3 protein-coding genes and 1 riboswitch are annotated in these 15,522 nt (G+C 66.2%); all 3 genes read right to left on the reverse strand.

Annotated features, from left to right (window positions below; translation table 11 throughout):
• Positions 1–9 precede the first annotated feature (9 nt).
• The 3 genes from ACWGL1_RS01535 to ACWGL1_RS01545 all read right to left on the reverse strand — a co-directional run bounded on the left by ACWGL1_RS01535 (position 10) and on the right by ACWGL1_RS01545 (position 14,888).
• Positions 10–834, reverse strand: a complete 825-nt coding sequence (locus ACWGL1_RS01535; protein WP_452110988.1) for a sulfite exporter TauE/SafE family protein — start codon at positions 832–834, stop codon at positions 10–12.
• A gap of 182 nt (positions 835–1,016) precedes the next feature.
• Entirely contained in the window at positions 1,017–2,051 is a 1,035-nt protein-coding gene (gene dusA, locus ACWGL1_RS01540; RefSeq protein ID WP_452110989.1) for a tRNA dihydrouridine(20/20a) synthase DusA, read from the reverse strand.
• A 390-nt stretch (positions 2,052–2,441) separates the two neighbouring features.
• Positions 2,442–14,888: an autotransporter-associated beta strand repeat-containing protein gene (locus tag ACWGL1_RS01545; protein WP_452110990.1), complete on the reverse strand. Its 12,447-nt coding sequence runs from the start codon at positions 14,886–14,888 to the stop codon at positions 2,442–2,444.
• Positions 14,889–15,056: 168 nt separating this feature from the next.
• Positions 15,057–15,135, reverse strand: a riboswitch (cyclic di-GMP riboswitch).
• Positions 15,136–15,522: the final 387 nt, after the last annotated feature.

Consider the following 15,522-nt stretch of genomic DNA (forward strand, 5'->3'; position numbering starts at 1 on the left):
TAATCGCGGTCACAGCGCCTTCAGGACCACCGACAGGGCGGTCAGCAGCAGATAGACGGCGAAGGCTCGGCGCAGGATCTTGCGGTCCAGCCGGTGCGCCAGCCGCGCCCCATAGGGCGCCGTCAGCGCCGTCAGCAGCCCCATGATGACGGCCGCCGGCGCATTGACGTAGCCCAGCGACAAGGGCGGCCGCCCCGGCGCATCCCAGCCGAAGGCGGTGAAGCCAAGGGCCGCCGCCGCTCCGATGGCCAGGCCGAAGCCCGAGGCCGTCGCCACCGCCTGATGGATCGGCCGCCCGCACAGGGTCATGGTCATGCCGCCCAGACTGCCCCCGCCGACGCCCATCATGGCCGACAGCAGGCCGATGCCCGTGCCCACGCCGCGCCGCCCCCAGCCCGTGGGCAGGTCCTTTCGCAAGGTGAACCGCTCGGGCGTCAATCCCATCTGCGTCGCGACCAGCAGCAGGCAGGCGCCGTAGACGACGGCCAGCCCCTCCATCGAGGTGAAGCCGGCGATCGCCGCACCGACCAGGCCGCCGAACGCCACCCAGGGCGTCCAGGTCTTCAAGACCGTTTCGTCCACCGCCCCATGCGCGCGGTGCGTGGCCAGGGAGCGAAGCGAGGTGGCGACGATGGTCAGCAGCGAGGTGCCGATGGCGACGTGCAGATTGCTTTCGCCCCCCACGCCCAGCACCGAGAAGGCGTAGAACAGCGCCGGCACCAGCACCGTCCCGCCGCCGACGCCGAACAGGCCGCCGATCACGCCCGCGATCGCGCCGGCTCCAGCCAGGGCGGCGAGCATCAGGGCGATTTCGGACAGGGGGAGCGCGCTCATAGCTTGGGCATAGCGGTACAACCCGCCAGCGTCATCACCGGAAAGGGCCCCTGGCCTTCGTCATCCCCCGGCGAGCAGGGCGAGACCGGGGGCGCGGCGCGTGAGGGTCGCCCTCCGGGCGCCGCTAGGTTCCCCGATCAGCGCCGCTTCGCGGCTTGCCGGAAAATGACGGAAATTGAGGTTCAGGCGGCTTCGTCGGTCTCGCTCAGCCGAGCCCGACGCGCCTCGGCCTCGCGCACGGCCTCGACCGCGCGATCCACGACCTCCAGCCCCGCGCCGGGCTTCACGCCCTCGACGGTCAGGATGCGACGGAAGGCGCGCGCACCGGCCCGGCCGTGCATCAGGCCCAGCATGTGCCGGGTCATGCTCGCCAGATTGGCGCCCTCGTCCAGCCGCGCAGCCATATAGGGGCGGTAACGCTCCAGCGCCTCGAACACGTCCACGTCGGGCGTCGCCTCGCCGAAGATGCGGCGATCCACCTGCCCCATCAGCGCCGGCTCGTGGTAGGCGGCGCGGCCCAGCATGACGCCGTCCAGCTGCACCCCATCGTCGGCCTTCAGATGCGCCTCGGCCTGATCCAAATCGCCGATCCCGCCGTTGATGCAGATGGTCAGATGCGGCCGCTCGCGCTTCAACCGTCGCACCAGCGCATAGTCCAGCGGCGGCACGTCGCGGTTCTCCTTGGGCGACAGCCCCTTCAGCCACGCCTTGCGCGCGTGGACGACAAAGCTGTCGATCCCCACCGCCGCCGAGGCGTCGACCGTGGCGAACAGGCTGACCTCCGGGTCCTGATCATCGACGCCGATGCGGCATTTGACGGTGGCCGGGACGCTGACGGCTTCCCTGATCGCCGCCATGCAGTCGGCCACCAGCTCCGGCTCGCGCATCAGACAGGCGCCGAACCGGCCCGACTGCACCCGGTCCGACGGACAGCCGACGTTCAGATTGATCTCGTCATAACCATAGGCCTCGCCGATCTTCGCCGCCTCGGCCAGCTGCGCCGGGTCCGACCCGCCCAGTTGCAGCGCCACCGGATGCTCGACCGCGTCGAAGCCGAGCAGGCGGTCGCGATCGCCGTGGATCACCGCCGGCGCCGTGACCATCTCCGTATAGAGCAGGGCGCGCGCGCTCAGCGCACGATGAAACGCCCGACAATTGCGGTCGGTCCAGTCCATCATGGGCGCGACGGACAGTCTATGAGCTTGATTTATAGACATTTTTTTAGTAAGATCAAAAAGTTGGCAGGCGGCGTGTGCACTCGAATTTGCGACGTGTTGCGACGTTTTTTCCGGGTTTTCGACACCTCAGTGCACACAGAGCGCACACGAAATGGCGACGTACTCGAAACTCCCGTCAGGAACGTGGCGGGTCCAGGTGAGACGGAAGGGTCGCTATATAAGCGAGACCTTCCTCAAACGCGATGACGCGCGCCGGTGGGCCACCGAAGCCGAGAGGCGGATTGATCGCGACGAGGCCCCTCACCAAGCGATCATGCTCGCATCAACTTACTCAACATCCGCGATCCGCGGTGAGCCGCCCACAGCTTCAAAAGCGGACATTAGACGGCTTCTAGAAATGCCACACCCAGGACCAATCGACCCTCCGGGTCAGAAGGCGATTCTGACCCCTGCATTGGCCCGGAACGAGCGGCTATCTCCATCTTCAAGCGCGCTGGTGACCGCCGTTTCACCGAAGAAGGTTACGCCGGGCCTCCAGGTGGCGCTGAAGCCGATGCCCACCTCGCCCCAAAGCCGCTCGTCGGCATGCTCGATCAGCGTGCCCGAGACGTCGACGCGAGACGGGTCCATCCACTCATAGGAGATGTTGGCTACCGCATAGACATGGCCACGACCGCTTTCCCAGGCCTCGTGCTGATCAATGGACAGGCCCAGACGAGTCTTCAGACTTTCGCCGCGGTCCAGCGACACCTCGGCGTCGGCTGCATCCGCGAAGCCGTCGAACCTGACTTTGGAATAGATCAACTGCGCCTGCGGCGTGATGCTGACCTTGTCGGTGATCGGCAGGCGCCGGCCCCCTTCGACGCTGAAGGCTTCGCCTTGACCGCCATTGCCTGTGACCAATCGGCCCAGAACAGTCGATTCGAGGTCGCTCTGATACCAGCTGACCTGAGCCTGGCTGTCGAGGTAGAGACCTGTCTGTCCTTGCCACGAGAGAGTTGCGCCCACGCCATGGCCGTTCGTTTCCAGGACGCCGCTGCCGAACAGGGAGCGGATCTGGCTGTTGGCTTCGGCGTAGTGCGCCGTGACGCCGGCAATCAACCGGCCGCCCCAGGCGGCCTGGGCGACCACCTTGTCAAAACCCATCTGAACCTTCCAGCTGTTGATGTCCTGCTCAGACTGGCTAGTCGATACGGCGGCGTTGCCGCGGGTTCGAACACCTTCGATACGGCTCCATCCGCCGCCGCTTGCAGAATCAGCACCCTGCGCCCAGGTGCGGCCGCCGACACGCTGTTGAAAGGTAGGCAGGCTGTTGATCGCCTGCAGGTTGGCTCCATAGGCCTCGTAGATCGGCACGCCAGGCTGGTAGAGCGGCCCTTCAGGTTCGACCGGATTCACCGGATTCAAAAGCGACGACCGCAGATACCAGTCGCCGTCGTTCGGCGTCGAGACGCCGCCCTGATGCAGACGATAGCCATAGGCGCCGGCGATCACCGCCGCCGATCCGTCGAACTTATAATCGCCGCGCAGGGTGAAGGCTCCCGTGGAGGTCCCTCCCACCTCGATGATCTTGACGCCTTCGACGGTCTGGCCCCCCAGACCGTCGCGGTTGATCACCACCACTTCAGTCGTTCCGACAGCGTTCCCGCCGATCACTAGACGGTCGGTGGGCGAAGCGTCGCCGCCCAACGCGGTTTCGATTTCCAGAAGCCCGCCCAAGCCCTCGTACCCGCCCGTCACGGTCAGTGCGCCGAACACTCCCTCACGTCCCGGCGCGACCACGCCGGCGTTGCCGAGACTCGCCATCCGGCCGCCGCCTTCCAGTCGTGCGCCGGCTGCGACGCTGACGCCTCCACCCATGGCTCCCTGCAAGCCCAGGATGCCTTGCATCACCCGGACGCCGCCCGTGAAGCCGCGGCTGTCGCCTGTGACCTCCAGAACGCCCTCACCCGTCTTCGTCAGGATGTTCGCACCCGAGAACAGGCCGTCGAAGGTGAAGGTCGTGTCCGCGGCGGTCGAGATCGTTCCCGCCCCGGCCAGTACGATGTCGCGGCGACTGGTCATGTCGGCGCTGGTCGCCAGGGCGCCGCCGTCCAGCGTCACAGCGCCGGCCGCCTCGCCCAGGTTGACGTCGCTGGCGATCTGAACGGTGCCGCCGCTGATCAAGGTGCCGCCCGCATAGGTGTTGGCGCCGTCGAGGATCAGCCTGCCCCCGTCCGTCTTCACCAATTGCGCCGCGCCCTGGACCACGGCCTTGATCGTGGCCGTGAACTCAGCGCCCGTCGTGGTCCCGTCGCCGACGCGGATCGTCGACTGGGTCTGGCTCAGGGTCAGGGCGTCGCCCGTGATCACATAGCCGTCGACGGCGAACTGCATCCCCGTCGCCGTCACGTCGCCCAGACCGCCGTCGATCGTGACGGTCCCGCCGACCCCGCTGAAGATGGCGAAGGCGCTGTCGGCGTAGGGCGCGTTCACCACCCCGTTCTGATCGGTCCAATAGCTATTGCCGGTCCCAGCCTGCCAGACGCCGTCGCCGCCATTGACCACGCCGTCGTTCTCATATCCCGCTGCTCCGTCCCAGAAGTTGAGAGCCTGCCCGGCGCTATTGATCAGGTTGACCTGACCGAGGACCGACGTCTGAACCGAAGCATCGCCGCCCGGAAGGCTTCCCAGCGTCAGGCCGTTGTTCGTCAAGACGCCGCCGTAATCGAACAGGCGATAGACCCCGATGTCGAAGGCGCCGCCCGTCGGGACCGTCACGTCCAACACGCCGTTCAGCGTCAGGTCGCCGCCGACGACGACCTGGTCGTTCAGGGCGCCGCCCGCGACGTTCGCCTCGCCGAGGTCGAACGCCAACCGGCTTCCACCGCTCAGATACAGGTCGCCACCGATGGTCAAGGCTCCCGGCGCGCCTGCTCCCGGCGACAGGACACCTCCGTCAGCGATGGAAACGTCGCCGCCGATCACACCCTTGCCGCCCAAGGTCGCGCCCGAGGCCACGTGGCTGAGACCACCCATCGCAGAATAGTCGCCATTCACCAGAACGACGCCCGAATCGACAGTGACCCCACCGGTTCCTCCGGTCCCCGCCAGCACCAGTGTTCCCGCACCGTCCTTAACCAGACGCCCCGGTCCCGAAAGGGCGCCGGTCAGCGTCAGGGTGGTGTTCGCGGCGTTCTGGATCGAACCCGAACCCACGAAGTCGAACGCGCGGCCCGACGTCATGTCGGCCGTGACGTCCAGCACACCGCCGCTGAAGCTCAGCCCGCCAGAGGCGGCGCCGAGGTTGGCGTCGTTGGAAACCCGCACAACGCCGCCCGTGATCGTCGTGCCGCCAATGTAGGTGTTGTTCCCGTTCAGGATCAGCACGCCCATGTCGTTCTTCATCAACATGGCGCCGCCGGCGAGTTCCGCATCAATGGTCGCGGTGTAGCCGGCCCCCGCCGCGCTGCTGTCGCCGACCTGGATCGCCGCCTGCGATCCGGTCAGGGTCAGGACGTCGCCTGCAAGGACGTAGCCGTCGCTGGCGAACTGCATTCCCGAGGTTTGAACATCGCCCCCGCTGTTGTCGACCGTCACCACGCCCGGCGCCGACGAAAAGATGACGAAGCTGTCCTGGGCATAATCCGCATTGACCGTTCCGCCGGCGTCGGTCCAGTTGTTGGAGCCGCCGTCGATCCGCCAGACGCCGTCGCCGCCGTTGATGGCGTTGTCGTTCTTGGGTCCGGCCGCGCCGTCCCAGAAGTTGAGCGTCAGACCGCCGGTGTTGACCAAGTTCACCTGACCGCCGACCGATGTTTGCACCGAGAGGCTCCCGCCTGGGCTTGCGCCCAGCGCAAGGCCGTTGTCCGTCAGAATCCCGCCGTAGTTGAACACGCGATAGACGCCAGGGCCGAAGACCCCGCCCGCCGTCGTCGAAACGTTGAGCACGCCGTCCAGCGTCAGGTCGCCGCCGACGTTGACGAGATCGTTCAACGACCCGCCCGCGACATTGGCCTGGCCGAACTGGAAGTCCAGGATCGACCCGGCCTTCAACTCCAGGTCGCCGCCGATAGCCAGCGTGCCCGCCCCGTCCATACCGGCCGACAGGGTGGCGCCGTTGGCGATCAGGACATCGCCGCCGATGACCCCGTCCCCGCCCAGCAAGGCGCCGGCTCCGACACGGATTGATCCCGTCGCCAGCGACTGGTCGCCTCGAACGAACAGGCTTCCGGCTTCAACCTCAACGGCTCCGTCATAGGTATTGGCGCCCGTCAGGATCAGGTCGCCCGCCCCCTTCTTGGTGAAGCCGCCGAGGCCCGAAATCACGCCGTTCAACGTCAGGCTCGTCGCAGCGTCGGTGTCGAAGGTCCCCGCGTCGATCAGATCGACCAAGCGGTCCGACACCATGTCGGCGGTGGTGTTCAGCGTGCCGCCATTGAAGCGAAGCTCGCCTGAGGCGGCCCCCAGGTTGGCGTCGTCGGAAACCTGAAGAACGCCGCCCGTGATCGTCGTGCCGCCAGCATAGGTGTTGACAGCGGTCAGGATCAGCCTGCCCAGATCGGACTTAATCAGGCCCGAAGCGCCCGCCAGTTCGGCTTCGAGCCGGGCCGTGGCGCCCGCTCCGTCGGTCGTACCGTCGCCGACACGGATCACGGCGTCGGAGGCGCCTGCCAGGTTGATGACGTCGCCCGTGACGACGTAGCCGTCCGTGACGAACTGCATCCCGGAAACGTTGACGGCGCCCTTGCTGTCGTCGGCCGTGACCTTGCCCGCCGTTCCCGCGAAAACAGCAAAGGCGGCGTTCTGGAACGGAGCGTTGGTCGTGCCGTCCTCGGTCCAATTGTCCTCGCCATTGTCGGGCGATGCGCCGAAGGCCTGCCAAACGCCGTCTCCGCCGTCGATCACGCCGTCGTTCTTGGATCCAGCCGCGCCGTCCCAGAAACGCAAGGCCAGTCCCGAGGTGTTGACCAGGTTCACCTGGTTCGCCACCGATATCTGGACATAGAAGTCCGCCGAAGGAAGGTTGGCCAGCAAGCCGTTGTCCGTCAGCGCGCCCTTGTAGTTGAAGACACGATAGACGCCCGGATCCAGAGTCCCGCTCCCAGCGGCGTCGACATTGAGCGTGCCGGCGAGCGTCAGATCGCCGCCGACATTGATCAGATCGTTCAGCGGACCGCCCGGCACATTGGCCTGACCAAAGCTGAAGTTGAGCGCCGAGCCGTTCGAGAGACTGAGGTCGCCGGCGATGCTCAGCGTGCCGGGCGAAGTTCCGGCGCCGCCAGGGTTGAGCGCGCCGCCGTCGGCGACGACGACATCGCCGCCGATGACGCCAACACCGCCCAGTGCAGCGCCGATGTTGACGCTGGTCAGTCCGGTCGCGGCCGATTGGTCGCCGTTGATGAACAGGCTCCCGGCGTTGACCATCGTCCCGCCGGCATAGCTGTTCATGCCGGTCAGCATCGTCACGCCGGAACCATTGTGGATGAGGCCGCCCAGGCCGGAGATCGCTGACGAGAAGCGGTAGTCGGCGTCGACGTGGTTGAAGTTGATGCGGTTGCCCGCCGACGCCATGGTGACGACGCCGACATCCAACGTACCGGCGGCGCGCGCTGCAGCGCCTTCGGCGCCGCCGATATTCAGGGCCGCATCCCCCGGGCCCATGGCGAGCGAACCGGCCCTGACAACCCCGCCATCCGCGATGGTGATCGCCCCGCGCGAGGCCGGCGAGTTGGTGTTGGTGATGAGCAGTGCGCCCGCCACATCAAGGCGTGAGCCCGCCCCTTCGACCAACAGATCGGCATCGGGACGGCTGGGGCCGATACCGGCATAATAGCCGACGGCCGCTGTATCGGCCGTGACACGGCCGCCATTGGAAACCGTCAGCGAACCACGACGCAGGCCGAGATTTTGGACCACTTCCCATTCCGAGCCCGCGCCCGACACCGTAACGAAACCGCTGCTTTGCGACGACAACTGCCCGCCGACCAGCATACTGCTCCGCGTGGTCAGCTTAGCCCTGTCCAGAACGTTGACCGTCGCATTGCCCATCACGCCAAGGCCGGCATGGCCGTTCACGTCCACGTGCGATCCTGCACCCGTGACGATCAAGCTACCGGCGCTGTTCAGCCCCGTGGCCATCCGCAGATCGGCGAAGGACGTCGTACCGCCATTCTGGACAACCAGATTGCCGTTCTGGTTCGCGGAACTGCCGATCTGAGAAACGCCCGTCGCCGCCGTTTGCAGACGCGAGCCCGCGCCGTCGACCGCAAACAGGCCGCCGCGGTCAATGTTCAAGCCCGATGTCCCGGTGATCTGCCCCCCGTTGGTCAGCAGAATTGCGCCATTCTGAACCGAGCTCGCGCCCATATAGTTGTGGTTGCCGGTCAGGTTCAGCGTACCGGCGCCGATCTGCGACAGGCTGCCGCTGCCGGAAATATTGTCGGCATAGACCAGCACATTCGAACGGTTGAACACCAGCGCGCTGTTGTTCAGCACATGGCCGTTCAGGCTGCCAAGCGTGCCGCCATCGCCGATCTGCAGCGTGCCCTCGGCGATCGTGGCGCCGCCGGTATGGATCGCATCGCCGAGCAGCGTCAGCGTACCGGCGCCGCTCTTGTACAAGGCGCCCGCGCCGCTGACCGTGCCGAGTTGCGTCATGGTCGTGTTGGCGTTGATCCGCCAATCGCCGCCGCCATCCAGAAGGACGTCATTGCTCAGAGCCAGGTTCGCCGTTGTATTCAGCGTACCGCCGTCAAACCGGACCGCGCCCGTGCCCAGGGCGTCGCCGTGGGCGATCTGCACCGTACCGGCATTGAGCGACGTGCCTCCCGCATAGGTGTTCAGCCCATTCAGGATCAGCGTACCGGCATCGGTTTTCACCAACTGTCCGACGCCGGCGATGGCGGAATGGATCGTCGCGGTGAAACCGGCCCCGGCCCACGTACCATCGCCCACACGAATGATGGACTGCGGATCAGTCAGCACCAGCGGACCGCCCGCCATGATATAGCCATCGGTCGCAAACTGCATGCCCTTGGCCGTCACCTGGCCCAGGCCGTTGTCGATAATGACGATTCCAGCCGCACCGGCGAAGATGGCGAAGGCGCCGTCATCGAAGGCGGCGTTCAGATTGCCCGTGGCTTCGGTCCAGTTGTTGTTGCCGGCGTTGTTCTGCCACAGACCCGAGCCGCCGCTGACGACGCCGTCGAACTTGGGTCCCGCGTCGCCGTCCCAGAAGCTGAAATCCGACCCGCCCGCCAACAGGTTGACCTGACCGGCGACCGCCGTCTGAATGACGCCCGTGCCGCTGGGCAGGGCGCCGAGGTTGAGGCCGTTGTCGATCAGGGAGCCGGTGTAGTCGATGATGCGATAGACGCCGGGACCAAAGGCGCCGCCAACCGTCTCGGCCACGTTCAACACGCCGTCCAGGGTCACATTGCCGTTGACGACAATCAGGTCGTTCAGCCCTCCGCCCGCCGTTCCCGCCTGACCGAACTGCATGGCCAGGGTAGAGTTCGCGCCGAGCAGAAGATTCCCATTGATCGTCAAGGCGCCGGCCGCGCCGACTTCACCCGGCGCCAGGGTTCCGCTGCCGACGCTCACGTCGCCGCCGATAATCCCCCTGCCCCCCAGGGTCGCGCCCGAGGCCACTGTCGTCAGCCCCGTAGCCGCCGACTGGTCGCCATTGATGATCAAGGCGCCGCCATCGACGAAGGTCGATCCGGTATAGCTGTTGTTCGCGGTCAGGGTGGTGACGCCGGAGCCGATCTGCCTCACTGCGCCCGAACCCGAGATCAGCCCATTGTAGCTGTAGGCGTCGGAGCGATTGAAGCCCAAGCCGCCAGCGCCCGAAATGAAGCTATCCCCGAGGATCGAACCTGCTGTTCCGCCATTGCCGATCTTCAGCAGGCCCGCGTTGATCACGGTATTGCCGCTATAGGTGTTGGTCCCGGTCAGCACCCATGTGCCGGCGTCGTTCTTGGCCAGGCTCGTCCTGCCGGTTCCGGCGTCGCCGATCGAGCCGGCCAGGGTGTTGTCGCCCGTGTTCGAGCCACCGAGCGCGATGGTGCGCGCCTGATTATTGCCCGCCAGCGTGACAGGCCCCGTGTCTGTAAAGACGATGGCGCCCGAGCCCGCGGATTCAAGGAAGGTCACACCCGCCGACAGCGTGAACAGCCGGTTGGTGATGTCGCCGGCGCCGGTGTAGCGCAGGGTCGATCCATTGCCGATGACGAGGTTCGAAGCCGCTGACGAAGAAGCGCCGAGGCTGGACGCCAGCCCGCCGTCAGCGAGCTTGTCCACGCCTAGCACCCCGCCGCTGATGGTGGTGGCGCCGGTGTAGGTGCTGCCCGCGTTGCTCAGAATCCAGGTCCCGGCGCCGGTCTTGTTGAGCGAGGTCACGCCCGCGCCGTTGTTGGTCAGCTGCGCGGCCAGCGTGTTGTCGCCGGTGTTGACGCCCGTCAGCGTCAGGGTCTGCGCGGTGTCGGGCGCGGCGAATGTCACAGCCCCATTGTAGGTGAAGTTGATCGCGCCAGAGCCCGAGGCGTCGAGCGCGTTCCCCCCGGATGCGCCGAGCGTGAACTGACGGTTGGCGTCGCCGCCGGCGCCGACATAGCGCAGCGTACCGCCATTGATGACGAGATTGCTGGCCGCCGAGCCGGAAATCCCTATCGAACTGGCGACGCCGCCGTCCTCAAGGCAGGACACGACGAGTACGCCGCCGTTGATGGTCGTGCCGCCGGTATAGGTGCTGTTGCAGCCGTTCAGCACCTGCGTGTAGGAACCTCCCTTGATCAGCGCGCCGGCGCCGCTAATGGCGCCGCCGTAGGTCCCGGTTCCGGAACCGCCGGTCGTAAGCGAGAGCGTGGCTCCGCCCAACGCCACATCCCCGCCGAGCGCACCGCCCCCCGCCAGATGCCCGATGGTGGTGTTGAAACCATTGAGGTCCACCAGGACCCCCGCCAGATTTGACAGCGTCAGGGCGCCGGAATTGCCAAAAGCACTGGCCGAATTGACCCGCAGGACGCCATCGTAAACAGTGGTCCCGCCCGCGTAAGTATTGGCGCCCGACAGGACCAGCGTGCCTGCGCCCGACTTCGTTAGCGCTCCGGCGCCGACGACTTGGCCCGTGAAGTCCAGGGTCGTGACGGCGTCAACGACGTTGATGCCGCCGGCTCCCTGAAGCGTGAACCCACGATCCGTGGTGACGCTGGCCCCAGTATAGGCGAGCATGCCGCTGTTGAAGACCAGGTTGGCCGAACTGCTGCCGGACGCGCCAATACCGCTCGCCACGCCGCCATTGGCGAGACAATTGATGCTGAGCGTGCCGCTGCCGGCGATCGTGGTCCTGCCGGTATAGTCATTGGCGCAGCCGCTCAGGGTCTGAGTCCAGCTGCCGGTGCGCGTGAAGCCGCCTGCACCCGTGATCTTGCCGGTAAAGCCGTTGGCCGAAAGGCCGCTCGAAGTCAGCGTATGGCCGCCAAGATCGACCAGTCCCCCGCCCAACAGGCCGCCAATGGTTATGTCGTAGCCGCCCAACTCCAACCGGGCGCCGGCGTCGACGGTCATGAAGCTCGACGGACTGCCGAAAGCCTGAGCCGAACCGGCTCTCAAGGTTCCGCCTTTGACTTGGGTGCCGCCGCTATAGCTGTTGGCCCCGGTCAACAGCAGCGTGCCGTCGCCCTCCTTGCTCAGGCGACCGCCGCCGACCGCCGCTCCGCTCAGGGTCAGCGTCGTGCTGGCGCTATTGACGCCGATGCCGCCTCCGCCAGCGTTAAGGGTGAAGCCACGATCGCCGCTCGTCGTCGCGCCGAGATAGTCCAGCGTCCCGCCCGCCAGCACGAGATTGGCGGAATCGCTGCCCGCCATGCCGATGCTGCTGGCCTCACCGCCGTTCGTGAGCGTCGTCACCGCCAGCACGCCGCCGTTCACCGTGGTTGCACCGACATAGTCATTGGCGCTGTTTGCAAGCGTCAAAGTGCCGGCGCCCGCCTTGATGAACCCGGAATCGTCAGGGCTGGTGACCAGACCTCCGAAGACCAGGTTGGCCCCGCCGTTGACGACCTCGATCGTGCGCGTCGCCCCTCCGTTGACCAGAGTGAAGCCCCGGTCGGTCGTATCGCCCGTTCCGGTGTAGCTCAGCGTGCCGCCTTCCAGCACCAGATTGGCGGCGTCCGCGCTCGCCATGCCCAGGCTGCTCGCCTGACCGCCATTGGCGAGGCTATTGATCGCCAGGACGCCGCCGCTCAGCGTCGTCGCGCCGGTATAGGTGTTGGCGCCGGTCAGGGTCGCGCGCCCGTTCCCGCCCTTGGTGAAGCCGATCGCCCCGCCATTGTCGGTGATGGTCGAGGCGATGGTGAAGTTGCCGCCGCTGTTTTGCTGAAGGCCCAGCACGCCGCCGCCGATGCTGCCCGTCAATGCGCCGCCGGTGATGAGCTGATTGTTGTTCAGGACGCTGGGCGCGACGATGATCGTTCCGTCGGTGCCCAGCGTCTGCCCTCCCGCGATCCTGACCGTCGTGGCGACGGCTTGCGTATAGCGCAGACCGCCGAGCTGCGTGCTGGAGCCGACCGTGCCGTGGAATCCGGCCACATCCGAAATGATGTCGCCGTCCAGCCAGGCGGCGGCGTCGTCCTTGTCGTTATAGTCCGTTTCCTCGAAGGCGGTGATGATCCCGCCGACGACCTTGGCGTAGTCCGATTGGTTCACCGTCGCCCAGCCGCCCAGGGCCGCGCTGGCGGTGGTGAAGACGGCGCCGGACGGTATGGTGAAGTCAATCAGGCCGCCGGTCCGGTTGATGGCGCCGAAGTTCACGAACACGTCGCCGCCGACACCAGGGGCCGCCACGACCCGGTTGTTGCCGGCGGAAACGTTCAGGCCGTCAAAGGCCTGACTGTTGGCGGCGCCGGCTCCCCCCACGATCCGCACCGAACTGCCGGCCAGGTTCAGGGTCGTACCGGCCGAAAGGATGTTGTCCGTCGGCGCCCCCGCTGCGGAGAAGTCCAGCGTCAGCCCGCCGCCGTTGAGGGTCGTGTCGCCGCTGTAGGTGTTGGCTCCGGTGAGGGTCAGTATCCCCGCTCCTGCCTTCGTCAGCCCGCCGCTGCCTGCGATCCTGCCGGCGAAGGTCGTGCTGGCGGTGCTGCCCAGGGACAGGGTCGCATTGCCGAGCTCGACGACCCCGCCCGTGCCTGCGAGCGTCGTCGTCGCCAGGTCGAAGCCGTTCAGGTCGAGCGTGCCGTCATTGACGGTGACGTCCGTGGTCGTGCCGAACGCCGAGGCGCTGCCGGCGCGGAGCGTCCCGCCGTCCACCACAATCGCGCCCGTGCGCGTGTTGGCGCCCGACAGCTCCCAGGTCCCCGCACCGCTGCTGACCAGCGCCCCATTGCCCGAGATGACGCCGGACAGGGTGTTGACGCCCGCATAATCGCCGCCCAGCCGAAGCCCGCCGACGCGCCCAGAAGCGAAGTCTACGGCGCCGCTGAGGTCGAGCGCCCCCGTGCCGTCATTCGAAATCTTGCCGCCCATGCCGCCTGCGGCCAGGGCCGGGCCGATCGTCCAGGCGCGGTTGCTGCTCGCGCCCGTCCCGATGTAGCTCAGGACGCTGTCGGAATAGATGCTGACGCCGCCCGCCGTACCCGTTCCGAACGAACTGACAACCCCGGCGTCCGCCAGAAGCCCCGCGCGCAGCGTGACCGCGCCGCTTGCGCCGATAACGGTGCCTCCGGCATAAACGTTAGCGTCGCCCAGGGTGATCGTACGCTCGACCCCGCCGCCCCGGAAGTTGATGTTGCGGTCGCCTAGGCTACTGATCTCTCCCAGCAGTTCCAGGTCCGCCTTCTGGGCGACGAAGGACATGCCCGTGCTCACCGCTCCAATGGCGGCGATTGCCCCGCTCAGCGTCAACGTGCCTGTGCCGTCATTGACAAAGACGGCCCCCGACGTGCCGCCGCTCGTGGCAAACTCCCAATCCCGGTTGGAGCTGTCGCCGCTGCCTATGTAGTAAAGCCAGTCCTGATACTGGTTGGTGGCGGTGAAACGGATCTTATCGCCGGCTCCCAGTGAACTGGCCTCGCCGACATCTCCAACCGAGGTGAAGGAAGCAGCCCCGTTCACCGAGAAATTGATCTGGCCGGTGAAGTCGCTCGCGTCGTTGTTCAGCACGACGCCTTGAACAACCCGCAGCCCGCCGGCGCCGGTGAACCGGGCAGAGCCCACGCCGGCGCCGCCGATGCTGGTCATGCCGCTGGCCAGTTCAATGACGCGGTTCGCGTCAAGCGCGCCTGCCGCCGTAATCACTGTGCCGCCCGATGCCACCACGCGGTTTGCCGCTGCGCCTAAGGCAGCATCACCATTGACGTTCAGCGTGCCGGCCAGCAGGTTGATCGTGCCGGTAAAGGTATTGACGCCATTAAGCGTGAGCGCCCCGGCCTTATCCTTCGTAAGGCCGTCCGTTCCGGCGACGATCGAGTTGATGGTGGCACCGACGGAGCTTCCGATGATCGAAATCGTCGGGTCGGCGCCTGCCAGGGTCAATGTCCCGCCATTCAGGACATAGCCGCCCGTTTCGAATGTCATACCGCCGACCGTGATCGGCGCGCCCAGCGTCACCGTGCCGGACGTCGCGCCGCCGAAGACGGCGTTGTCGAGCGCCGGATTGTTCCAAGAGGAATAGGGTCCGCTGACCCCGTCATTGCTCTGGCTCCAGAAGCCCGACGTGGTGTTCCAGACGCCAGAACCGCCGCTGCCGACCGCCGTGGCGTTCGCGTCCCAGTATCGATCGACCCCCGCCGAAGCCTGTGAAGGCAGGCCAAGTAGAGCCGCCGCCGACACGCCGCACAGCAGCACCGCCGCGCTACGATTGCTCAGCGCGCGCGCCCGGAATCCGACCATGTTCATGCTCCAACCTTGGCGGCAGGCTCGTATGAGGAGCTCCGCGTTATCGGTGATTTTGCTATATTGAACCGCTGGCCCTTGGCCCGCGTCCCGAGGCTGCCGACGCAGGCCACGGCCCGTGCTTTCGCGGCAGCCGCGCGTAATGAAACTCGCGTCAATCCATGCTTCCCCACCGGCGGCCCCGCTACCTCCGCGAGGGAGGCCGGAGGCTTTGCGTCCCGCCGTCGCCGGCGGTTTGCCCTTTACGAGGCGCCTTGCCCCACATTCGATGACCGCCCTGTAAGGACGACCATCGACACGCTGTTCTTCGAATTTCGCGAGCGCGCCCAACTCCGCCTGACGGCGTCATCCGAACGCGAACTTACAAAGCGCCGGTACATTAGACAAATCTTCTCGTCAAGCGGCAAGAAATTTCAATTTCAAGGTCATCATTCACACCGCTGCGCAAAACAGCAGGGAGTGTTGCAAAATTTTACGATCAGAAATAAAACAAAAATATTCGCTCTATATAAGAACTACTCAAATATACATAACGTACTTAGTAATTACTGAATGTATATCAGGCATCCCGCCCCTTCACCGCAGGGCTTCCACACACAATCGCTTGAGTTTTCGGCTTGCATCAGTAGCGCAGTTT

It is taken from the genome of Brevundimonas sp. NPDC055812 (assembly GCF_053616535.1).